Here is a 22727-nt window from a genome sequence, read left to right on the forward strand (position 1 = left end):
GGATGCTTTATTAAATGCTGGCGCCGATAAAATATCTATCAACTCGGCAGCGGTACGTAATCCTGCTTTGATTGACGAATTGGCTAAAGCTTTTGGAGTGCAGTTTGTGGTAATAGCGGTAGATACCCGGTTAAATAATGGAATAAATACTGTACACTTAAATGGTGGCCGCATACCTACAGAAAAAGAGACTTTAAGCTGGATATTAGAAGCCGAAAGCCGTGGCGCTGGTGAGATATTACTTACCTCTATGGATCACGACGGCACTAAGGCAGGGTTTGATAATAGTTTATTAAAAAAAGTAAACGATGCCGTAAACATTCCGGTAATTGCCTCAGGCGGTGCCGGTTCTGTACAGCACTTTATTGATGTATTTGAACAAACCAATGTTGACGCTGCATTGGCAGCGTCGGTATTCCATTACGGTGAAATATTAATACCTGACTTAAAGGCAATTTTAAGAGACAGGAATATTGAAATAAGATAAATACCATACCATCTGTTATTTCGAACGATAGTGAGAAATCTTATACTTCATACCGTCCCGCGTTGCAGGGCGTATAGGATTTCTTCTCGTACCTGGTCGAAATGACATTACATTATAAAAAATGAATATAGATTTTAATAAAACAGACGGACTGGTTCCGGTTGTAATACAGGACGAACAAACGTTGGAAGTATTAATGCTTGGTTATATGAACCAGGAAGCTTACGATAAAACAGTACAGGAAAATATCGTCACCTTTTTTTCGCGCTCAAAAAACCGTTTATGGACAAAGGGCGAAACCAGTAATAACTTTCTGCATGTTAAAAACATTCATTTAGATTGTGATAATGATACCCTGCTGATAAAAGTGAAGGCCGATGGTCCAACCTGCCACACCGGCGACCGCAGCTGTTTTAAAACAGACTATAATCATAATTTCATATTGCAGTTGGAGCAGATAATTACCGACCGTTATGAAAACCCACAGGAAGGATCGTATGTAAATAAACTACATATAAAAGGTTTAAATAAAATAGCACAAAAAGTTGGTGAAGAAGCTGTTGAAACCGTTATTGCTGCTTTAGCCGAGACCGAAACCGATCTTATCAATGAAGCATCAGACCTTGTTTTTCACCTGCTGGTATTGCTTAAAGAAAAAGGCCTTGATCTGGGTACTATAGCTAAGAATTTAGAAGAAAGACATAAATAAAGTTCATAGCCGATAGTCCCATAGTCCATAGCCAATTGTGCTTAATTCTATGATCTATCGACTATGGGCCATGGACTCGAACAATGATAACTGTAGAAAAAACAGCAGAACTTACCGGACATAGCAACCCAATATTCGCGCTTACACTTTCACAAAAACCGGGTATATTATTTACAGGCGGTAATGACAAAGGTGTGGTTGAATGGAGCTTAAAAACAAACTCCTTCATTAAAGTAATGTTCCCGGTGGCTACTTCCGTTTATGCTATCCATTGCCCTGAAGACTATCCATTAATGATAACGGGATTGCGTAGTGGCGAAGTGATGGTGTTTGATTTTATAAAACAGCAGTTACTCCCGTCGCTTAAGCATCATCGTAAACCTATATTTGACATTAAATCTGTCAATACAAAGAAAGAATTGCTGGTTGCATCAGAGGATGGCACAGTGTCTATTTGGAGTTTAGATACCTTGCAATTAGTGCATACCATCAAAGTCTCTAATGATACCATTCGCTGTATAAGTATTTCGCCCGATGAAAAACAGGTAGCATTTGGTTGCCGCGATAGCGAAATAAAAATATATGATTTAGATGATTACACCCTCGTAGATACATTGAAAGGCCATACAATGGCAGTTTTCTCCTTACAATATTCGCCTGGCGGAAATTATATGGTATCAGGATCGCGCGATGCGCAAGTTAAAATTTGGGATACCAATACATTCAAACTGAAAGAAAATATACCTGCACATCTATTTGCTATTAATCATATAGCCTTTCATCCTACCCAGCCCTATTTTGCTACTGCAAGCATGGATAAAAGCATAAAGCTTTGGGGGGCCGACGACTTTAAATTATATAAGATCATCAGTCGTGAAAAAGGATTTGATACACACCGTTTATCGGTCAATAAAATTGCATGGAATAGCAACCAATTACTATCAACCGGTGATGATAAAAAAATAATTCTGTGGGATATTAAATTCGATTAAATTACCCTGCGGATGCTATGCAGGTAATGCGTATAACGCTGTAATTCCTGAGAGTAAATTCCCTTTTCATCAATAATATCAATCTTAACCTTTCCTGATGCATGAATTATATGCTCCCTGTTAAGCAACATACCAACATGGGTTACTTTACCTTCGGCATTACCAAAAAACGCAAGGTCGCCAATAAGAGCATCTGACAAAGAATTTACCGGCGTGCCTTGTTGTGCCTGCATGCTGGCATCACGTTTTAGTTGTACACCCTTTAGCTTAAATACTGCTTGCACAAACCCAGAGCAATCTATACCAAAATGAGTGCGCCCCCCCCATAAATAAGGGGCATTTAAAAAAGTTTTGGCAACCAGATCAATATTTTCATTCTCGCCTATTTGCCCAATTATTTCAAATTTCTCTTTATCAAAATAACAGGAGGTACCATTTAAAAAAGCAAGGGAGCTTCCAACGGGTAAATACAATACACTATTGTCTTTAATTTTCCATGCTTGTGTTGTAGCCCGGTAAGTTAATCTTGGGGATGTTTCTTGTAATTGTTGATAAGCCATATGGCTCAGCATAATAAATTGCAAACGGTTTACCCAGCCTTTATATTTATCAGTTGCGGTAATAATTTGCGCCCAACCCTCCTTCCACTCTAAAATTTCAAATGCCTCGCCAAATAAAACCTGCGAAACCATTTCGCTTCGCTCGCTTGGCTCAGCACGCATAGGTATAACCGCTAAATTGCAAATTCCGTATTCCATTTATGAAAAATTTTTGCGTGCTTGTACGTTAACTCAATTTTAAATGTTTCAACAACAAAAAAGGGAATACATCATGATGCATTCCCTATATAATTAAAATATTTTCACGCTTATTCATTCATGTGTAGCCAGTCTTTCTTGGCCAGCAACTCTTCGCGGGTTTCACGTACATTTTCATCATCCACACAGCAATCAACAGGGCAAACTGCGGCACATTGTGGTTCATCATGAAAACCAACACACTCTGTACATTTATCCGGAACTATATAATATATATCATCAGATAAAGCTGCCTGTGTTTCTTCGGCATTTAAAGTAACACCATCCCCAAAATCAATAACTCCCTTTAAGCCCGTACCGTCCGAAAAACGCCAGGCGGCACCAGCATCATAAATAGCATTATTGGGGCACTCCGGTTCGCAAGCTCCGCAGTTTATGCATTCGTCGGTGATTATAATCGCCATATTTTTAAAATAATCTTATATTCTCAATTACCTTTGCCAATTGCAAAGTGTGCAAATATAACAAAAAAAGAATTTCAGTGTTTGAATACTTACCATATATATGTCAAAATTCAATATAAAAGAACTTATTAATACATTTTCTCAACTTGGGCAACAGTTATCTATCCCCGATGAAGAATTAACAGAACTCATCAATAATGAGCAGAGATATAATGCCTGGTTTACGCCGGCAAGTGTAGCAAGTGCAGTAAAAGCTATAGGCCAAATGCTTAATGAGGCCGAACTTACTACCTGGCTCAGTAATTATGATCTAACTAAAAATACATCCTCAAAAAAAATCGGGTTGATATTGGCCGGTAACATTCCACTGGTTGGTTTTCATGATGTTCTATGCGTATTAATAACCGGTAATCACGCGTTGATCAAAGCATCGGTACAGGATGCCCGGCTAATAAAACATGTTTTAGAAAAACTGGTTGCAATTGATAGCCGCTTTAGCGATCAATTTAGTTTTGTTGAGCGTCTGGCAAATTTTAACGCGGTAATTGCCACAGGAAGCAATAATTCATCACGTTATTTTGAATATTATTTTGGTAAAGTGCCTAATATTATCCGCAAAAACCGCAATAGTTTAGCAGTAATTACCGGCGATGAAACCCAAGATCAGTTATATAACCTGGGCCATGATATTTTTGATTACTATGGATTAGGATGTCGTAATGTATCTAAAATTCTGATCCCGAAGGATTATAACTTAGCTACTTTTTTTGAGGCCATAGAACCTCATCATCCCATAATCAACCATCATAAATACAATAACAACTATGATTATAATAAATCCATATACCTGGTAAACAGTGATAAGCATTTAGATAATGGTTTTTTATTGGTTAAAGAGGATGAGCGCTTTGTATCGCCGCTGGCAGTGCTGTATTATAGTTATTACAACAACCTGCAGGCCGCAGAAGAATTGATAAAAACAGAGAACGAAAATATTCAATGTGTAGTAAGTTCAGTACCGTTAAAAATAAAAAGCCAGGTGGTAAATTTTGGCATGAGCCAGCAACCGCAATTATGGGATTATGCAGATGGTATTGATACGATGGATTTCTTGGCAAATCTTCATACATTTGAGGCAGAAAGGTAAAAGGTAAAAGGTACTTGTAATACCTTTTACCTTTCGCCTTTAATCTATTAAACAATGTATATTATAAAAGTTAAAGGCGTTGCCAAAATACCAGATTATGTACAGCTTAGAGATGATCAATTTACATTATTAGCCTATTTTAGGGTTGACAGGCCCGAAAAATCATTAGATAAAGTGGGATTAAGCCATAAAACCGAATATATAATGAATATGATTAAAGACCTTCCGTTTGGGAAGATCTTAAAATTAGAACTATAAAAAAATGATAGGAAACTCTATTATCAAGCTAGATAATGTTGATGTTTTTCAACAAACGCATCTGGTATTATCAAACGTTAACCTGCATATTGATAAAGGTGATTTTGTATGGCTGATTGGTCAAACCGGCTCGGGAAAAAGCAGCTTACTTAAAATTATTTATGGCGATTTGCAAGTTACCGTTGGCGAGGGCCATGCCTGCGGATACGACCTGCATAAAATAGCCGATAAGGATGTACCGTACCTGCGCCGCAAGCTGGGCATAGTTTTCCAGGATTTTCAATTATTAACAGATCGGTCTGTTGAGCAAAACCTGCAATTTGTAATGCGTGCAACCGGCTGGACAGATGCCCAGTTAATTACCGACCGCACACTTGATGTATTAGAAAAAGTAGGCTTACGTTCTAAACTGAAGAAAATGCCGCATGAACTATCAGGTGGCGAGCAGCAACGCGTAGTAATTGCCCGGGCTTTATTAAATAATCCCGAAATAATTTTAGCAGACGAACCAACCGGTAACCTTGACCCGGACACATCAGAAGAGATTGTTTTGCTGTTAAAACAGATCAGTCAAGCAGGCACCGCTGTGGTTATTGCTACACATGATTATCATATTATCCGCACTTTTCCATCACGAATTATTAAGTGCGAAAACGGGAAGGTTTTGGAGGATGTACAATTAGCTTAATGTCTGACCCACGGATTTAATGATTGTGCCGGTTTCGCTGAATGCAATTTTAAAACTGACAATCAGCGACATTCATTCATTAAAAAAACAACGGTGTACTGCCATTCCTACCAAAAAAATAAATCCCGCCGACAGCTTGTCAGTTTTACACTAATGGCAAGATACTTGATTGGCACTATTTAGCTATGAATTTTAACGACATGTTGAAGAAAAAAAAGACTGATGCTTCAGAAACACCTGAAGTTTTGAATGAGAATATTGAAAACGATTCTGAGGAATTGACATCGGCCGAATCGGTTAGTGAACAACCTGCCGAAACGCTTTTGAAAGAAGAATTATCATTGGCAAATGATAAATATTTACGACTGTATGCTGAGTTTGATAACTTTAGGCGCCGTACTACCAAAGAACGTATAGAGCTATTGCAAACAGCAGGTAAGGACGTGATTGTATCCCTTATACCTGTATTAGATGATTTTGAGCGTGCTGTCAAGTCGATGGAAAACGCTACTGACATTAATGCAGTTAAAGAAGGCGTTATTCTAGTTCAAAATAAATTAAACAATATTCTTACTCAAAAAGGGTTAAAGCCAATGGAATCAATAGGGCAACCGTTTGATGCCGACCTGCATGAGGCCATTACCAATATCCCTGCTCCTACAGATGACATGAAAGGCAAAGTTATTGACGAAATGGAAAAAGGTTATTATCTTAACGATAAAGTTATACGCTTTGCTAAAGTAATTGTAGGAGCGTAAACTAATGATTGAATTATGGAATGAGTGAATTAGTGAATGTTAAATACATTTGTTATCACTCATTCTTTACATATAAAACACGCGGTTAGTAAGCGATTTGACGATGGATATAAAACTATTCATTAATTCACTCACTAATTCACACTTTAAAAACAAATGTCAAAAAGAGATTATTACGATGTACTGGGCGTTGCAAAAGGTGCCGATGCGGATGAGATAAAGAAAGCTTATCGTAAAATGGCTATTAAATATCACCCGGATAAAAACGAGGGTGATAAAGAAGCCGAAGAAAAATTTAAAGAAGCAGCCGAAGCGTACGAAGTTTTAAGTAATACAGAAAAGCGCCAGCGCTATAATCAGTTTGGTCATGCAGCAAACGCGCAATCTGCCAATGGCGGCGGCTATGGCGGCGGCGGTATGAATATGGACGACATATTTAGCCAGTTTGGTGATATTTTTGGCGGCGGCAGCCCGTTCGAAGGATTTTTTGGCGGCGGCGGTGGCAGGCAAAGTGGCGGCCGTCGTGTTGCCCGTGGCAGTAACCTGCGTATTAAAGTAAGGTTAACGCTCGAAGAAATTGCCAACGGTACCGAAAAGAAAATAAAAGTAAATAAACAAATACATTGTAAAACCTGCGATGGCACTGGCGCGAAAGATAAATCATCTTTTCAAACTTGTAAAACTTGTGGTGGCCAGGGAGCAGTGAGGCGTGTAACCAATACCATATTGGGGCAAATGCAAACTACCAGCACCTGCCCTACCTGCAATGGAGAAGGCTCTATAATTACCTCGAAATGTACAGTTTGCCATGGCGATGGCGTTGTGCGCGGCGAAGAAACCATTAGCATTAATGTACCTGCAGGTGTTAGCGAAGGTATGCAATTAAGCATGAGCGGTAAAGGTAACGCGGCTCCAAGAGGCGGTGTACCGGGGGATCTGATCATCCTGATCGAAGAGATACCTCACGAAACTTTAAAACGCGATGGCAGCAATGTTATCTATGATTTGCATATCACCTTTATTGATGCAGCTTTAGGCACAAGTATTGAAATACCAACTATTGACGGTAAAGCCAAGATTAAAATAGATCCGGGAACACAAGGTGGTAAAATATTGCGCCTTAAAGGTAAAGGAGTGCCTGAAGTAAACTCATACCATCGTGGCGACCAATTGATACATATCAATATTTGGACACCAAAAGCTTTGAGTAACGAGGAGCGTGCTTTATTAGAGAAACTACAAAACTCACCTAATTTTAAACCTAATCCGGGTAAAAATGAAAAAAGCTTCTTTGAACGGATGAAGGAATATTTTGAATAAGCTGAAAGGCGAAAGGTAAAAGCAGAAAGCTCAGGATCGATATGATTTTGAGCTTTTTGCTTTTAATTCTATTACGGTAAAACTTTAATCCTATTTTTATCTTTATTACTTCAGTCTGGTTAACCATATGGATAATAAAAAACTTTCTCCGGATCAATGTGTTGCCGTGATGGACCTCGGCACCAACACATTTCATTTATTAATTGCCGGGGGTACCGCATCTCAGTACCGGGAAATAATTCATAAGCATGAATCTGTAAAATTGGGCGAAGGTGGTATCAATAAAGGTATCATCCAACCGGCAGCTTATGAGCGTGGCATCAATACTATGCAGAAATTCCATCAACATATTGCAGATCAGGGCGTAAAGGAAGTTAGGGCAATAGCCACATCAGCCTTACGCAGCGCATCAAACGGCAAACAATTTATTGATGAGGTAGAAGCAAAGACCGGCATCTGTATAGAAACCATAGATGGCGAGCAGGAAGCTGAATATATTTATAAAGGCGTAAAATTAGCCGGTGGCCTGTCTAATCAAACTTCGTTAATAATGGATATCGGTGGTGGCAGTGTAGAGTTTATCTTAGGCAATGAGCAAAGTATTCTTTGGAAACAAAGTTTTGAGATTGGTGCCGCACGACTTATGGATAAATTCCATCAAATTGACCCTATCCGTGCAGAATCAATAACCGCTTTGAACCGCTATTTGGAAGAGCAACTGGTAACTTTATTCGGCGTAGCATCAAAATATTCGGCAAATGTACTTATTGGCTCGTCTGGCGCATTTGAAACCTTTACTGAAGTTATAGAGATACAAAAAGGAAATTCTTTCGACCTTAAAAAAATAAAAAACTATTCCTTTCAAAAAACTGATCTTATAGCTGTTACTGATAAACTCATAGCCTCATCGCATGTTGAGCGCGAGCATACACAGGGCATCATACCTGTTCGTGTAGATATGATAGTAGTGGCCTCGTTAATTACCCGTTTCATTATGCAAAAATTGGATATTGATAATGTGTGCATGTCTACTAATTCTTTAAAAGAAGGTGTATTGGCAGAAATGCTGGGGTAAGCCCAACCCCAATTATACTTTTTTTGTATATTGCTATCCTTAACTGATACACATGAAATTGAAATTTATCATCCTGGGCCTTGCCCTGTTTTTAGCTATTACCTCCCAGGCACAAAGAAAACCCCGCAATACCGGTAACGATACCATAAGTTCAAATTACATTCCTTCTAACTTATTTTCGCCGTCATTTTATACAGAAAAAGGGAACGAATTCCATTCTGTTAATGGCGAACCAGGTCCAAAATACTGGCAAAACCGGGTTGATTACAAGCTAAAAGCCGGTATTGACACCATTACCAAAGTTTTAAGCGCTGATGAGAATATTACGTATACCAATAACAGTCCTGATGCTTTGCAATATCTATGGCTGCAAATGGATCAAAACACCTATAAAAAAGATGCCCGCTCTAATTTTGTAACCGGCTTTCAGCCAAAGGCTAATCAACATACCGACGGCTATCGGATCGAATCGGTTTTCCTTATGCAAAATGGCAAAACCGAGAAAGCTAATTATATAATTAATGATACCCGCATGCAGATACGCCTGCCACAAGCCCTAACAGCACATGGCGGAAAGATAAATGTGTTGATTAAATATCATTATACCATACCCGGCGACTTTGGCGGCCGCACAGATTACGCCACAACCAAAAACGGAAAGATCTATGAAATTGCACAATGGTTCCCCCGGATGTGTGTTTATGATGATTCGCAGGGATGGGATACACTGCCATTTTTGGGCGCGGGCGAATTTTATTGCGAATACGGCGATATTGATTATAGCGTAACTGTTCCCTGGGATGTGATAGTAGCCGGATCGGGCGAGCTAATTAACCCAACCGAAGTATTAACTACTAAACAGATCAGCCGGTTGGCACAGGCGCGTAATAGTGATAAAACTATTATGATTAGAACATCGGCAGAAGTAAACGATCCATCTTCCCGTCCGGTTCATAAAGGAACACTTACCTGGCATTTTAAAATGTTTAACACGCGCGATGTTGCTTTTGGTGCATCTAAGGCCTATATCTGGGATGCAGCAAGGGTTAACCTGCCGGGTGGTAAAAAATCAATGGCTATGTCTGTTTATCCTGTTGAAAGTGCCGGTAAAGACAAATGGGACAGGGCTACAGAGCATTTAAAACATTCAATAGAATACTTCTCAGAAAAATGGTTTACCTATCCTTACCCGGTTGCTATTAACGAGGCTGGTATTGCCGGTGGTATGGAATACCCTGGAATTATTTTTGATGGTATTGACGATAGCGGAAAAGAATTGTTCTGGATAACCGCGCATGAAATAGGCCATAACTGGTTCCCGATGATAGTTGGATCGGATGAGCGCCGGTATGGCTGGATGGATGAAGGTTTTAATACTTTTATTGATGTGTACGCTTCTGACATCGTAAATCATGGAGAGTTTGCTCCTAAACGCGATGGCGAATACGCTCCAAAAGGCGGTAACCCGGCCGATGAGATCATCCCTACCATACTTGACCCTGATGCGGTTACCATAATGACAGCTGCTGATGCTACACCTGAAAAATACCGTCATCCTATAGTTTACTTTAAAGCCGCCTTTGGACTGATACTATTGCGTGAGCAAATTTTAGGTAAGGACCGGTTTGATTATGCATTTAAAAACTATATCCATAAATGGGCCTATAAACATCCGCAGCCAAATGATTTTTTCAGATCGATGGAGAATGGCGCCGGTGAGGACCTGTCATGGTTCTGGAAGGGATGGTACTATAACAATTACAAGCTTGACCTTGCCCTGGTAAGCGCAAAATATGTTAATGGCGACGCTAAAAACGGCATCCAGGTAACTGTAGCCAACAAGGAACCAATGGCCATGCCTTTTACTATTGAAGTAAAATTGAAAAACGGCAGCAAACAGCGCATGTATTTACCGGTTGAAACCTGGATACAAAATAAGGCTACCACGTTTACTATAACAACCACTACCGAAGCTGAATCTGTAACCATCGATCCCGATAATGCTTTGCCGGATGTAAACAGAGGGAATAATAGTTTGAAAGTGAAGTAGTTTATTGGAATCTTGTTACACGTTGTGATGTAACAAACTGTAACAAGTGAAACAAGATTTAGACTTAACATATTGTTTATAAGGAAATTGCGAAAAAGTGATGTAACAAAATGTAACAACTTATTCGTCAGTATTTTTAGGTGTGATTGTTAGTTTATTCATTGATAATAAAACAATTACAAAACACCTCTTTTTGAAGTGGTGAAACAAGATTTTGAAACAAGATGAAACAAAGTTGTTAACTCAAAATAACCAGACTTACGAAGTTTTAAAAACTTCGTAAGTCCCTCAATGCCTGGTGCAACTTCTCTGTTGGCAAACCAACCACATTGGTATAAGAACCATTTATCTTAACAATACCGGTTACCCCTACCCACTCCTGTATGCCATACGAGCCTGCTTTATCCATAGGTTTATATTTGGTAACGTAGTTGGTGATCTCATCGACTGTAAGCGTGCGGAAGGTAACATCAGACACATCATAAAAACTATGGTACTGATGTTTATAAAACAAACAAACGCCGGTAATAACCTGGTGTACTTTGCCCGATAGCAGTTGAAGCATTTCAATAGCGTGCTCTTCGGTTTCGGGCTTACCTAAAATATGGCCATCAATACTTACAATGGTATCTGCAGTAAGCACCACTTCGTCACTCACGATCTCATCAAATGCAGTCGCTTTTTTTTTGGCGATGTAAACGGCGATCTCTTCGGGTGTTAAGTTATCTGGATATGATTCGTCCACCTCTTTCAACACAATACGAAAATCAAGATCCATTAATTTTAACAGTTCTTGCCTCCGCGGCGATTTAGAGGCTAATATGATGGGTGGAAATTTATTCATTTTTACTTTTAGTAGTTACGCAATAAAGATAATGGTTTCATTAAGATGTGAAACAAGGTTAAAACTCAATTTCAAAAAAAATCAAGAAAAAATTGCGAAACCGAAAAGTTGCACATATATTTGCAACTGATTAGTTTCATAATAATATAGCAGAACAAATGAGAAGAGATATTTTCCAGGCAATTGCAGACCCGACAAGGCGGGCAATCATAACCTTAATTGCATTGCAGGCAATGACTCCTAATGCCCTTGCCGAACATTTTGACACTACGCGGCAAGCAGTTTCTAAACATTTGCGCATTTTGACGGAGTGCGAACTGATAAAACAAGAACATAAAGGCAGAGAAATTTATTATCAACTTGAAATAGACAAAATGAAAGAAATAGATAAATGGATTGAGCAATTCCGCAAAATTTGGGAGACCCGTTTCAACCAATTAGACGATTTATTATCAACAATTAAAAAACAGAAAAAATGAAAAACAACTTGCTATTTGATTTTACCGTTGACAAAACAACAAAAACGGTATTCGTAAACAGAGAATTTGCTGCCGAACTTTCGCTTGTATGGGATGCTTTTACCAAACAAGAAATTCTTGACCAATGGTGGGCGCCTAAGCCCTGGCTGGCAAAAACAAAAATTATGAATTTTGAAGTTGGTGGACGAAGATTTTATGCAATGGTAAGCCCGGAAGGACAAGAGCATTGGTCAATTCAGAAATATACTTCAATTAGTCCAATAACCAATTTCAAAATGTGGAATGCTTTTGCAGACCAAGATGAAAACCCTGAATTGCCGGGCTCTGATTGGGATTTTACTTTCAGCGAACAAAATGGAACGACAAAAGTCAGTATTACTATTTACAATGAATCTCTTGATCGCATGGAGAAGATGATTGCAATGGGCTTCCAGGGAGGCTTTACTATGGGCCTGCAACAGTTGGACGAACTACTATTAACGTTGAAGAATAAATAGGTATAACGACCAAAAATACCGTAGCATAATAGTAATTTGTTAAGAAATGGTTGAAGTTTTTAAAACAAACGTTCAGAAAAAGGCACAAAGCAAAATGGTGCTTTGTATGTTGTCTGAAGCATACCCGTCGTTTAAAATAAATTTTGACCTTGAGGATTGCGATAAGGTACTTAGGGTTGAAGGCGATGACATTGAGGGGTTAAACGTGATGCTGCTTGTAAGGGAATCTGGATTTAAATGCGAGGTGTTAGATTAACAGCAAAAACATGAAAGTGCGGCGTCAGCACTATAATCACTGACGATATACACATGAGAAAAATAATTGTGTTAGAATTTATTTCATTAGATGGAGTAATGCAAGCACCCGGCGGACCCGAGGAAGACACATCAGGCGGTTTCGAATATGGCGGCTGGAGTGCACCTTATGGTGACAAAGTTTCTGGTAAGGCCATGCAAAAACAGATGGAACCTACAGATATTCTGCTGGGCAGAAAAACATTTGACATTTTTGCCGCTTTCTGGCCCGAGCATGCGGAACATTGGCCAGGTATCAATGATGTAACAAAATACGTCCTATCCAACACCATGAAAAAGTCGGATTGGCAAAACTCAATGTTTCTTGAAAGCGTGGCAGATATCGAAAAGCTCAAAAATTCGAAAGGGTCTGACATTAAAGTTTGGGGCAGCGGCCAACTCGTTCAGCTACTGCTGAAGCATGATCTGGTGGATGAACTCTGGCTCAAAATTTACCCCGTGACGCTTGGTGAAGGAAAAAAGTTGTTTGACAATGGCACCATTCCGGCAGCATTTACAGTAACAGAGAGTTTGGTTACACCAAGCGGAGTTATCTTTATTAATTACAAACGAGCCGGAAAAGTTAAGACGGGTACTATTGGAGCTTAAAACAAGATAACGGTACTTGTTGGTGATAACACCAACAAGGGCGGAAAAATGATAATAGATTATTTATCAAAAGTGACTGAAGCAATTGAAAAATTATCAGGGCTTTTCAATTGCTCGATTCAAACCAAGTCTTGGATACGGATAAGCAAAAAAATAAAATTCTTGACTTAATCAGTTCTATGGCTGAACATCAGCAAGTAGATTAAGTTCCGATTCTATAAACGACTTTGTCACAAATTCATCATTCTGCCAATAACGACAGTGTAGATTGCCAAAAATATTGACTTTGTCTTTTATTTCGATTATCACCATAGATGGTGCGTCCTTAGTGGAGTTGTGTCTAACTCGTTTGCCGACTTTAAATTTAGTTTCTTCCATTGTATTTGGTTTAAGGGGGTTTTCTATAAACCTACAGACTATAAACCGTAAATCAAACTAGTTCCCGCGCACTTGTTGGTGTTATCACCAACAAGCGTAGGCCAAGCACATAGCTATACCACTCTATAACCGCCTTGGCAATAATGTTAAATACAAGATATCGGTAACTCCACAGTTTACGCTGATATCACCGTCAATAGTGTTATTTTCAGCATCCGGCAGGCACCACTACCGCATACAGTACATTATCGGAAACATATAACCTAAATACCTTTTTAGGTTCACTGGGAGGACTATTCCATGTTTGTGAAAATTTAAATTCCTTGTTATTATCATTGTTATTAACACCGCAAAGAACCCTCTTCCACGTTTTACCCATGTCAGATGAACGGAATATGCCGTCCGGATGACCACATATTAAATACTGCCCAATTTGTTTAATAGATGAAATGAACGAAGAAGGCCGAAGTCCCTCGTCAATTGCTTGCCAGGTTTTTCCTTTATCCAATGAAATGCGTATCCTTCTGGATCTGGTTGCTGTGTTATAGGATATGGCAGCAAATCCCCCGTTTATGCGTTCAACAGTTATACCCACGCCGCCCTCGGCGATTACCCATTCCCAATGCTTACCATTATCTGTCGATCTCTTGATACCCTTTTGGCCTGTCGCAATCTGAACCCCTTCGGCCTTCACGATATTACTCTGAGATGCAGGCAACTCAATTTCAGGTGGCGTTTTGCTGATGTCCCGCCAGGTTTGGCCGCCATCGGTAGATTTTAATATAGTTTTTACAAGCGCCGACTTATTGCTGTTTGGGTTAAATATTGAGTCTTGCGCGAATGGATCTGTCGCTCGCTTACCGGCAAGCTTCACTCCAAAAAATGATTTGCCCTCTTTTATTAGTTTCTTTTTTGCTTCGTTTCCTTTTAGTACAAAAGAATTGAGTAGAAATAATCCCATGAGGATGGCCGGAACAAACACAAATAATCTTTTCATTTTTTTATTTTTCATATCCTGTTAAAATTGATTCGACGAAATTACTTTGATATATTTCCGTCTGAAGAATCGGGATTGTAAATAAAAATGTAAACTTTGTAAATAAAATATTGACATTATGCTTGTTAGCCGAAATCTCCTGTCCGGGAAACGTAAGTACCTGTGCGGATTGTTGCTCCTCTTATTTGGCTCTATGATCTGCGTGGCTTTCAGTATGGAGGATAATAACGATTTTGATGCTGCAAAAAGGGAAGTTTTGCTTCGCCGGATAGGAGATGAACTACTCACACAGTCGGGCGACAGTAAATCAAGGGTGCTGCCAGTAAAAAAGATCTCGGAAAATGAATACCAGATCACGTTCGAGAATGAGCTTACTTTTCAACCGGACTCCCTGGTGAATACTACCCGGCGTTTGTTAGCCAAAGACCCGCTGGCACGTGATTATGTAGTTAACGTTCTGAACTGTGGCAACTCCAGTGTAGCCTATGGATATGCTATATCTAACAATAAAAAAGATGATATTGTAGCTTGTAGGGGAAGGGTGCAACCCAAAGCATGCTACATGATCAACATTAAATTTAAACCATCGGGGGTAATTACAGCAAAAACCGGATATCTTTTGGGCAGCCTGCCCTTTTTAGCATTTGTTGGTTTTCTTTTTTTGAGATCAGGCAAGTCGCCGAATAACTTACCGGATGATGGGAATAGCGGTACGGTTACTTTGGGCTCGTTATTATTCGACGTGAAGAATCGTAAACTCATACTCAACGGAAAAACGATAGACCTGACCGGAACAGAAACCCGTGTGCTGCGCATTTTCGCGTTGTCTCCTAACGAGACTATAGAGAGAAGCCGGCTGCAAAAAGAGATATGGGAGGATGAAGGTGTTATCGTTGGGCGAAGTCTGGATATGTTCATATCAAAACTTAGAAAAAAATTGGAATTTGATTCGAATATCAACATTGTTGTTATACGAAGAAAAGGATATAAGCTTGAAATTAGGTCTTAAAAAGAACCTTTCCGCTCCGAACTGATCCGCGCCCTTGTTGGTGATAACACCAACAAGGGCGCAAGCGAAAAAGTTAGTTTTTTGTTCCTTTCAAAAACAAGCGAAGGCATCAGCTGGTTAACTTTAACATTGCGCCGATTATATAATTTTATTCCCTAACATAATGGTAAGCCGGTTGTTATTGCGTAACTATAGCTTTATCGCTTGTTAAATAACCATGAGCAAAGTTTTTACCATTACAGAAGGTTTAGAGAATATGGGTGCTTTGCGCACCGGTGGGCAGGGCTCGGTTTATAAAGGTCGCCGCATGGGTCCCATTATAAGTGCCGTAAAAATATTGCCAACCCCCATTTTTACCGAAGATAAAAGCGATAAGAACCTCAAAGCTTTTGAAAATGAGGTTACCAAACTAAAAAAGGTAAATGAGGTGCCCAACCCCAACGTGGTGAAGATATTAAATTTTGGCCTTACAGAAAGCGGTTCTTTCCCTTTTATCGAGATGGAATATATAGACGGCCCCGATCTGGAAGAATTGTTGAAACCGCCGCATGAAAAAATATTCACCATCAATGAAACCATCAAGGTTGCCGGGCAATTGGCTAATGCACTGTCGCATTGCCATAAGCTTGGGGTTAAACATGGTGATGTTAAAAGCAATAATGTAAAATATAATATCCATTCGGGCAACTATGTGCTGCTTGACTTTGGGATGGCCATCATGTCTGACGAGCAACGGCGCACCAGCATGCGTCATGCAGGTGCCATTGAATTTATGGCTCCCGAGCAGAACACCGGGGCCATGCTTTTTCAAACAGATATTTATAGCTATGGCGTAATTTTATATGAATTGCTGGCGGGGCAAGTACCCTTTCCGCTGGCAGATAACGGCGAAACATCGCGCAACACGGTGATGATCGCTCACATGGAGTCGGCAGTACCTGATCTGAAGGCACTTAGGCGCAAAAATTTGCCGGATGCCTGGTCGGTTACTACAAAAGAACAGGAGATGCAGGTGCCGGCGCAAATGCTACAGGTAATTTATAAATGCCTGGAAAAAGACCCGCAAAAAAGGTTTGCAAATGGTGAGCAATTGCAAGCGGCATTGCTACAGCACCAGCCGGAGTCGGATTCAATAACAATTCAAACTGCCGCCCCTGGCAACAATATAAGTCTTCCCCGTCGGGTATTTTTTGGGGGACTTGCAATTTTTTTGCTCGCGGTCACGTTTGCGCTGGTGGGCCTATTCCATAAAAAGGTAAAATACATAACCGTTACCCCATACCAACCTTTTTGGGTAACCCGTCCAAAATACGGGTCTAAGGTAGTACAGTATTCCAAATTTAATACCGATACAATACTAAACGAAAGCCTTACAGCCCGCGACAGTGCAAAACTGGCTAACTACGAGCGGGCACTTATCCGTTCGCATAAAAAATATGCGAAGCCGAAAAGAAAGAAGTTCTTAGGATTATTCTAAAGTGATAAAAACAGATTTTCGGATTTATAACACCAACAAGGGCGGAGGAGGTTTTTGATTTTTGACTTAATACTTTTGACTTGACTTACCAGCTATAAGACTCTTCGCTCATCCACTTGTCCTGTACTTTGAGTACTTTTTCTATCACATCGCGGGCACAGCCTTTGCCGCCGCCAAGTGGAGATACATATTGGCTTACAGCTTTAATTTCTTCGACAGCGTCGGCGGGGCAAACGGGCAAACCGGCTAATTTCATTACGTCCAAATCAGGAATATCATCGCCCATGTATAACACATTATTAGGCAGGATATGCTTTGATTCGAGGTAATCTTTAAACTTGTTAACTTTTATGTGAGCGCCTATAAACACATCGGTAATACCCAGGCTGTTTAAACGATATATAGCAGTTTTTGACCGACTGCCTGAAATTGCACAAACATTATAACCGCATTTTACAGCTAATTGCAAAGCATAACCGTCCTTAATATTAAAAGCACGGGTTTGTTCGCCGGTCTCAGTAACAAATACAGAACCATCTGTTAATACCCCATCCACATCAAAAATAAAGGTGGTAATATCTTTTAGCTTAGTTAAAAATGATTCCATTTACAGTTACTGATTATCCCGCCATTCATAAACCCAGGCAGATTGAATTTGTTCCAGGTGGCCCTCGGTTGATTGCTCGCGTGTGCCTTCAAAATTTGGCAGCGCAAGTACCCATTCTAATAGTTCGGTAAAGCGGATGCGGTATATTTTTGATTCATTAAAATCATCACCAAACTTTTCATAAAGCGACATGGCAATATCTTCATGGTCATTCCAATGTATCGGCAAGGCAAATTTTTCGTCTGTCATTTTATTATGTTAATGCTTATAACTTATTAATGCCCCAAAAACTGCGACTGGTTTGGCAAAGTAACTTCAATATCGCCATCAATCATCACACACTGGCAGCCTAATCTTGAATTAATGCGTGGATTAACTGCCCGGTCTATAAAATCTTCTTCCTTATCAGAAATTTCCTGGACATTATCCATTCCATTATTTACATATATATGGCAGGTACTGCAACCGCACACGCCGCCGCAATTATGTTGCAACTCAATGCCATTTTCCAGGCATACATCCAACACAGACTCTCCTTCGGCAATTGGCAGTTCAACGGTGTCATGCCCTGCCTCTTCAAAGTTTATTTTTACTTTAAAAATATTCATTTTGGCAAAAGTAACAAAATTACTTATCCCCGTGCGATCCTTTATCCAATTTGATAATATCCTGACTTAATAAAGTGTAAAGTTCCTGTAAATGAGGTGTATCTTTTAGCAATTGCAGGTGATTATTCATGGTAATCCCGTCATTGCGGGCTGCAGGGCCGGTTTGCATAGTTGCCGGCAGGCCAACTTGCACTTTTTGGGCAGTTTCTAATATTAACGGTCTCAGCAATTCAAAATCAAGCTGATGTTGGGCTAAAATTTGCTGCGCGATGGTATACAGGTAATTGGGGAAATTGCAGGCAAATACTGCTGCCAGGTGCAATATTTTGCGTTGCGCGGAGTCAATCAGGTAAACTTTATTACTTATGGTTTGTGCCAGTGCCGTTAGTTGTTTAGCTATGTTTTCATCAGCAGCTTCAATACATAAAGGAACGTTCCTAAAATCAACCTCTTTGGTTTTACTAAAAGTTTGCAGCGGGTAAAAAACGCCAACGTTATCAGAAAAAGCCAGCAAAGTATATAGATCTGTAGCGCCTGATGTATGTACCATTAATTTTTTATAAGATGCCAGCTGCTCTGCTATTAAGCCTATGGCATCATCTTTAATGGCAATAACAAACAGATCGGTATTGGGGTCTATATTGGTGATATCGTCAATCGGTTCGGCCTTTACGTGGTACGCCAACAAAGCGGCGTTTTGCATATTACGGCTATAGACCTGCACAATGCGGTGCCCTGCATTTTTAAACGCGGCTGCCAAATGAGTGGCTACATTGCCCGAACCGATGATTGTGGTATGCATAGTTCATTCAAATACGCGTCATTGCGAGGTTAGTTAATATTACTCGGGCTTCAGCTCCTTGTTTCTTCTAAATATAGACAGCAATATACCTATCACCATAATAATGGTACCAGACCACAGGAAGTTAATATCCGGAAACTTAATGGCGCGCATTACTATCCATTTTTTAGCACTTTCGGGCTGTTGGTAAAGGGTAACTTCTATTTTATTTTTTTGCGGAATAACTTTGGTGAAACGAAGCTTTAAACCGGCATCATCAACCTTGCGGGCAAAGTCGAATGCATTATTGCTCCTTATCATATAAACAGGCTCGGCCTCGTATGATTTATCATGCGATACCACATGCAGTTTGGCACCTATGGCAATGTCTTTATCTGTTAAAGTAATATCTGATATATGATCCTTTTTAGCAATGCTTTCCAATATCATATACCCTTCTCTAAAGCGTATGGTGTCGCCAGGAGATACTTCGTAAACTAAAGGTGTTTCGTAGTTCTTATCATCATCAGCTTCATCATGCCCTGCTTCTGCGGTGCCTTCGCCAACAGTAATGGCGTTAGACATATTAACATGTGTGTACAGATCACTAAATAAATAATGCTTAGTATCCGGCGACGAGATCAATCCCATCTTCATATTAGCCTGGGCATTGGGTTTTAGCATAAACTCCTCTGTAACCTTACCATTAGCGTCTACAACCTTATAATTCACCTTAAAATAATGGTTTGGCGGGGATATCGAGTCGCCAACATAACTTACCAGGTATTTACCCATTTGCACAGGCGTGTTTTTATACAGGATGATATTTTCTTTAGGATTATTTTTGGTTTTTACAAAATCGCTGGAAAATTGGTCGCCGCTTGTGTTTTCTGATATCACTTTACTGGTTCCTGCTGAAATTAGCGCGCCTACCATTATCAATCCAAAACCAATATGCGCAACTGCCGAACCGGCCAGTTTTACTTTGCCTTTTAATGCCTCTATGAATACTTTCGCATTAGCCAATATGGAGTAAACGGCGCCTACCATTATCAGGATAAAAACAAACTGAAGTTTATAAACTCCGGTTACATATATTATAACCCCGGTAATTACCCCCGCAAGTATTAAATAAATTGCAGAAGTAATAAAGAATTTAGTAATATCTGTCTTCTTATATTTCATGAACTGTGTTACGCCGGTTAACAAGGTAACTACCACTGCAAATGAAGCCTGTATAATATTGTAATGCCTTATCGGATCAGACGGCGGTGCCACTTTGGTGCCAAACATCAGGTTCCAAACAGGTATAGATGATACTACCACCAGGTGAAAACATGATAAGCATAAAAATATAGCACCTACAAACATCCAAAACTCGCGCGAATAGGTTTCTTCGTCTTTTTTAGTGCGTGGCAATTCTTTCCAACGGATAGCTAACAGAACAATAGCTAATATTAAAAATATAACCACATCGGCAACCAGGTGCCAAAACATACCGGCATCTGTAAATGCATGAACGGATGTATCACCCAACACACCACTACGGGTAAGGAAAGATGCGTACAGTACCAGCACAAAGCTGGTTAACACTAAAATTGTAGCGGTAAAATAGGAATGACCTGTATTTTTATATACAATCATTACGTGCACAGCGCCAACCAATATTAACCATGGAATTATAGAAGCATTTTCTACCGGGTCCCATGCCCAGAAACCGCCGAACGATAATGATTCATAGGCCCAAAACGCACCCATGATAATACCTGTCCCTAAAACCATCATCGCGAAGAGCGAATAAGATATAGCTGGCTTTATCCATTCGGTATAGCGTTTTTGCCAAAGACCGGCAATTGCATAAGCAAACGGAACAACCATTGATGCAAAACCCAAAAACAAGGTTGGCGGGTGTATAACCATCCAATAGTTTTGCAATAACGGGTTCATGCCGTTACCGTCTTTAATATAGCTTAAATAGTTATGGTAAAGCGCCGGGTTGGTAGCAAATATTGGTGCCGATTCTTTAAGGTTAATAGCCTCGCGCAGCAAAATAAACGGCGAGGTACCAATACGCTGGCCAAATATATCTACCCCTATCAGCATAGTGGCTACTATGGCTTGCGATAAGGATACAACCGCCATTACCGGGGTTTCCCATGATTTGGCTTTCCATATTAATATACAGCTTAAAACTCCCTGCCAAAAGGTCCACAGCCAGAAGCTGCCTTCTTGTCCATCCCAAAAACTTGAAATAATATAATGAACAGGCAACGCTCTTGATGAGTGCTCCCAGGCGTAGTAATATTCAAAAAGATGATTTAAAATGATATAATAAAGGCAAATGCCAATGCCTATAACCGAAGCGGTGTTGATATAAGCACCTATACGCCCAAGGCGTTTCCAGGAAGTATCTGAGGGATTGATAGTTGCAAAATAGTAGCTGATTGCTGCAAATAAGGCCGAGCCAAATGCTAAAATAGTGAAGAACTGACCGAGGTGGCCCGGTAAAAGGTGTTCGCCTTTAAATGTATCCATTAAATAAATTATATGTTGGCCTCTTTAGCCTTAAATTCTGTAAAATCTACCTTGTCCTGTGTGTATTTTGACGGGCACTTAAGCGTTATATGGGAAGCATGAAATTTACCTGCATCCATTTTACCCACCATTACCACTTGCTCAGACCGTTCAAAATCTTGCGGTTTAGCGCCCGTAAATTCAACCTGGCATTCTTCGCCATTACTGTCTTTTATAAAAAAGGTAAAGTAGTTAGCATCTTTAACAGCGTCATAATGCATTTCTCTTTTCAGGTCTAAATGCCCTACAATATGCAATTCGTCAGTTGTTTTACGTGCGTCAGCTATTGACCCATATGTGCTTGTGCTACCATAGGTGCTAATAATAACAGCAATAGATATAGCAATAACAATCAAACCTAAGATAGAACTTTTTTTCATAGCTTATATGCTGGCCTGTTTTGCTTTGGCCTCTGTAATTTCTACCTTGTCTTGAGTATATTTAGACGGGCATTTCATTAATATTTTTGATGCATGAAATTCATTACCGTGCATTTGTCCGGTTAAAACTATCTGTTCTGAGCGTTCAAAATCTTGTGGCTTGCTGCCGGTAAATACAACTTTGCATTCTTCACCTTTATTATCTTTCATATAGAAAGAAAAATAATTGGCATCCTTGGTAGCATCGTAAAACAATTGCTTTTGCTTATTTAAATGTCCTACAATGTGCAATTCGCTATCTGCACTTTTAGCATCTTTAAATGAACCGTAGGTGCTCGAAGTAGAATATACACTTATAATAACTGCAATAGCTATTGCTATAACAACAAGACCAAATATTGAAGATTTTTTCATTGTGGTTTATTTTCTGTAATTCAAGTTTACAAAAATACAAAACGTACAGGTAATAATGTTTATTACAACACAT

The 22727-nt window shown here is 39.7% G+C and carries 27 protein-coding genes; 16 read left to right on the forward strand and 11 right to left on the reverse strand.

Annotation, left to right across the window (positions count from 1 at the left end):
- The 3 genes from JWP71_RS09660 to JWP71_RS09670 form a co-directional block, all read left to right on the forward strand.
- Positions 1-487 (forward strand): HisA/HisF-related TIM barrel protein (locus tag JWP71_RS09660; protein ID WP_299499128.1); only part of this gene is annotated, 487 nt, incomplete at its 5' end.
- A gap of 121 nt (positions 488-608) precedes the next feature.
- Entirely contained in the window at positions 609-1196 is a 588-nt protein-coding gene (gene hisIE, locus JWP71_RS09665) for a bifunctional phosphoribosyl-AMP cyclohydrolase/phosphoribosyl-ATP diphosphatase HisIE (protein WP_299499130.1), read from the forward strand.
- An 83-nt stretch (positions 1197-1279) separates the two neighbouring features.
- Positions 1280-2188: a WD40 repeat domain-containing protein gene (locus tag JWP71_RS09670; RefSeq protein ID WP_299499132.1), complete on the forward strand. Its 909-nt coding sequence runs from the start codon at positions 1280-1282 to the stop codon at positions 2186-2188.
- On the opposite strand, the gene JWP71_RS09675 is transcribed toward JWP71_RS09670, so the two are convergent.
- Positions 2185-2946 (reverse strand): NlpC/P60 family protein, encoded by a 762-nt coding sequence (locus JWP71_RS09675; protein WP_299499134.1) that lies wholly within the window; start codon positions 2944-2946, stop codon positions 2185-2187. The genes JWP71_RS09670 and JWP71_RS09675 overlap by 4 nt on opposite strands.
- A gap of 110 nt (positions 2947-3056) precedes the next feature.
- Positions 3057-3410, reverse strand: a complete 354-nt coding sequence (locus JWP71_RS09680; protein WP_230548106.1) for a 4Fe-4S dicluster domain-containing protein — start codon at positions 3408-3410, stop codon at positions 3057-3059.
- A 100-nt stretch (positions 3411-3510) separates the two neighbouring features.
- On the opposite strand from JWP71_RS09680, the gene JWP71_RS09685 reads away from it, so the two are divergent.
- The 7 genes from JWP71_RS09685 (at position 3511) to JWP71_RS09715 (ending at position 10706) form a co-directional block, all read left to right on the forward strand.
- Positions 3511-4557, forward strand: coding sequence for an acyl-CoA reductase (locus tag JWP71_RS09685; RefSeq protein ID WP_299499136.1), 1047 nt, complete (start codon positions 3511-3513; stop codon positions 4555-4557).
- A gap of 54 nt (positions 4558-4611) precedes the next feature.
- Positions 4612-4815: a fructose-6-phosphate aldolase gene (locus JWP71_RS09690; protein ID WP_299499138.1), complete on the forward strand. Its 204-nt coding sequence runs from the start codon at positions 4612-4614 to the stop codon at positions 4813-4815.
- Positions 4816-4819: 4 nt separating this feature from the next.
- The gene (locus JWP71_RS09695; RefSeq protein WP_299499140.1) at positions 4820-5503 is read left to right on the forward strand and encodes an ATP-binding cassette domain-containing protein; all 684 of its coding nucleotides are present in this window, start codon (positions 4820-4822) and stop codon (positions 5501-5503) included.
- Positions 5504-5688: 185 nt separating this feature from the next.
- Positions 5689-6261, forward strand: coding sequence for a nucleotide exchange factor GrpE (locus tag JWP71_RS09700; protein ID WP_299499142.1), 573 nt, complete (start codon positions 5689-5691; stop codon positions 6259-6261).
- Positions 6262-6417: 156 nt separating this feature from the next.
- Positions 6418-7581, forward strand: a complete 1164-nt coding sequence (gene dnaJ / locus JWP71_RS09705; RefSeq protein ID WP_299499144.1) for a molecular chaperone DnaJ — start codon at positions 6418-6420, stop codon at positions 7579-7581.
- A gap of 127 nt (positions 7582-7708) precedes the next feature.
- Positions 7709-8656 carry an exopolyphosphatase gene (locus JWP71_RS09710; RefSeq protein ID WP_299499145.1) on the forward strand — a complete coding sequence of 316 codons (948 nt, stop codon included), beginning with the start codon at positions 7709-7711 and terminating at the stop codon, positions 8654-8656.
- A gap of 52 nt (positions 8657-8708) precedes the next feature.
- Positions 8709-10706: a M1 family metallopeptidase gene (locus JWP71_RS09715; protein WP_299499147.1), complete on the forward strand. Its 1998-nt coding sequence runs from the start codon at positions 8709-8711 to the stop codon at positions 10704-10706.
- Positions 10707-10974: 268 nt separating this feature from the next.
- Here the strand turns inward: JWP71_RS09715 and JWP71_RS09720 are convergent, their stop codons facing one another.
- Positions 10975-11550, reverse strand: a complete 576-nt coding sequence (locus tag JWP71_RS09720) for a Maf family nucleotide pyrophosphatase (RefSeq protein WP_299499149.1) — start codon at positions 11548-11550, stop codon at positions 10975-10977.
- 158 nt (positions 11551-11708) lie between these two features.
- Here JWP71_RS09720 and JWP71_RS09725 point away from each other — a divergent pair, with 158 nt between their 5' ends.
- The 4 genes from JWP71_RS09725 to JWP71_RS09740 are packed head-to-tail and all read left to right on the forward strand — an operon-like array spanning position 11709 to position 13429.
- Positions 11709-12029: a metalloregulator ArsR/SmtB family transcription factor gene (locus tag JWP71_RS09725; RefSeq protein ID WP_299499151.1), complete on the forward strand. Its 321-nt coding sequence runs from the start codon at positions 11709-11711 to the stop codon at positions 12027-12029.
- Positions 12026-12526 carry an SRPBCC domain-containing protein gene (locus tag JWP71_RS09730; RefSeq protein ID WP_299499153.1) on the forward strand — a complete coding sequence of 167 codons (501 nt, stop codon included), beginning with the start codon at positions 12026-12028 and terminating at the stop codon, positions 12524-12526. Before JWP71_RS09725 ends, JWP71_RS09730 begins: the two co-directional genes overlap by 4 nt.
- Before the next feature lie 46 nt (positions 12527-12572).
- Complete coding sequence (locus JWP71_RS09735) at positions 12573-12782, forward strand: hypothetical protein (protein ID WP_299499155.1); 210 nt, start codon at positions 12573-12575, stop codon at positions 12780-12782.
- 53 nt (positions 12783-12835) lie between these two features.
- Positions 12836-13429, forward strand: coding sequence for a dihydrofolate reductase family protein (locus tag JWP71_RS09740; RefSeq protein WP_299499157.1), 594 nt, complete (start codon positions 12836-12838; stop codon positions 13427-13429).
- A 586-nt stretch (positions 13430-14015) separates the two neighbouring features.
- Here the strand turns inward: JWP71_RS09740 and JWP71_RS09745 are convergent.
- Entirely contained in the window at positions 14016-14804 is a 789-nt protein-coding gene (locus JWP71_RS09745) for a sialidase family protein (RefSeq protein WP_299499159.1), read from the reverse strand.
- A 214-nt stretch (positions 14805-15018) separates the two neighbouring features.
- Between JWP71_RS09745 and JWP71_RS09750 the strand changes: the two genes are divergently transcribed.
- Entirely contained in the window at positions 15019-15813 is a 795-nt protein-coding gene (locus JWP71_RS09750; protein ID WP_299499161.1) for a winged helix-turn-helix domain-containing protein, read from the forward strand.
- A gap of 217 nt (positions 15814-16030) precedes the next feature.
- Positions 16031-17290, forward strand: a complete 1260-nt coding sequence (locus JWP71_RS09755) for a serine/threonine-protein kinase (RefSeq protein WP_299499162.1) — start codon at positions 16031-16033, stop codon at positions 17288-17290.
- An 85-nt stretch (positions 17291-17375) separates the two neighbouring features.
- On the opposite strand, the gene JWP71_RS09760 is transcribed toward JWP71_RS09755, so the two are convergent.
- Genes JWP71_RS09760 through JWP71_RS09790 form a run of 7 tightly spaced genes read right to left on the reverse strand, consistent with a single transcriptional unit; the run spans position 17376 to position 22654 of the window.
- The gene (locus tag JWP71_RS09760) at positions 17376-17897 is read right to left on the reverse strand and encodes an HAD hydrolase family protein (RefSeq protein ID WP_299499165.1); all 522 of its coding nucleotides are present in this window, start codon (positions 17895-17897) and stop codon (positions 17376-17378) included.
- 6 nt (positions 17898-17903) lie between these two features.
- Entirely contained in the window at positions 17904-18146 is a 243-nt protein-coding gene (gene iscX / locus JWP71_RS09765) for a Fe-S cluster assembly protein IscX (protein WP_299499167.1), read from the reverse strand.
- A 26-nt stretch (positions 18147-18172) separates the two neighbouring features.
- The gene (locus JWP71_RS09770; RefSeq protein ID WP_299499169.1) at positions 18173-18505 is read right to left on the reverse strand and encodes a 2Fe-2S iron-sulfur cluster-binding protein; all 333 of its coding nucleotides are present in this window, start codon (positions 18503-18505) and stop codon (positions 18173-18175) included.
- A 19-nt stretch (positions 18506-18524) separates the two neighbouring features.
- A complete protein-coding gene (locus JWP71_RS09775) occupies positions 18525-19307 on the reverse strand; it encodes a Rossmann-like and DUF2520 domain-containing protein (protein ID WP_299499172.1) in 783 nt (260 codons plus the stop codon).
- 39 nt (positions 19308-19346) lie between these two features.
- The gene (ccsA, locus tag JWP71_RS09780) at positions 19347-21821 is read right to left on the reverse strand and encodes a cytochrome c biogenesis protein CcsA (RefSeq protein WP_299499174.1); all 2475 of its coding nucleotides are present in this window, start codon (positions 21819-21821) and stop codon (positions 19347-19349) included.
- A gap of 8 nt (positions 21822-21829) precedes the next feature.
- Positions 21830-22240 carry a cytochrome c maturation protein CcmE gene (locus JWP71_RS09785; RefSeq protein ID WP_299499176.1) on the reverse strand — a complete coding sequence of 137 codons (411 nt, stop codon included), beginning with the start codon at positions 22238-22240 and terminating at the stop codon, positions 21830-21832.
- A gap of 3 nt (positions 22241-22243) precedes the next feature.
- On the reverse strand, positions 22244-22654 hold the full coding sequence (locus tag JWP71_RS09790; protein ID WP_299499178.1) for a cytochrome c maturation protein CcmE: 411 nt from the start codon (positions 22652-22654) through the stop codon (positions 22244-22246).
- Between the last annotated feature and the right edge of the window lie 73 nt (positions 22655-22727).

This window comes from Mucilaginibacter sp., assembly GCF_028287845.1.
GTDB lineage: Bacteria > Bacteroidota > Bacteroidia > Sphingobacteriales > Sphingobacteriaceae > Mucilaginibacter.